Origin of the sequence: Xenorhabdus innexi, from assembly GCF_002632485.1 — a bacterium.
Lineage (GTDB): Bacteria > Pseudomonadota > Gammaproteobacteria > Enterobacterales > Enterobacteriaceae > Xenorhabdus > Xenorhabdus innexi.
This window is the reverse complement of the sequence record NZ_NIBU01000268.1, coordinates 1-445: the sequence shown is the minus strand read 5'-3', so window position 1 is coordinate 445 and position 445 is coordinate 1. Positions and strand designations below refer to the sequence as shown.

The window sequence follows — 445 nt, the reverse complement described above, 5'->3', positions numbered from 1 at the left end:
TGTCGGCGTAAGGGTTATGAGTTTCGTCTTGTCCGCCGCTGGTTTGCCGAAGAAAAACGTTTCTGTCTTTGGCTAACAAATTTATCGGTGGACGAGTTTACCGCCAGTGAGATCATGGATATTTATCGTTGCCGCTGGCAAATAGAACTATTGTTCAAAGAGCTAAAATCGCATACAAATTGGCACGGATTTACCACAAGGAAAGAAACGATAACCACGGGACTCATCTGGCTCAGTTTACTGGCATTGCTGCTCAGGCGTTCGTTAGCAAGCCGGTTATTTTCTGCCGTCTCCTTGTTCAAGGCCGCTCAAAATACAGACATTTGGCTCAAACCAATCATAGAAAACCTGCTCCAAAAGGCGTGGTCGGAAACGTATTTTTGGCTGGAAAAAGCACAAGAATATTTATGCCAGAACGCGTTCAAAACACCACAAAGAAAATCAT

The 445-nt window shown here is 44.3% G+C and carries 1 protein-coding gene; it reads left to right on the top strand.

The genetic code is table 11. From position 1 onward, the window contains the following. The coding region (locus tag Xinn_RS21535; protein WP_153043450.1) for a transposase at positions 1 to 445 on the top strand (445 nt) is incomplete at both ends.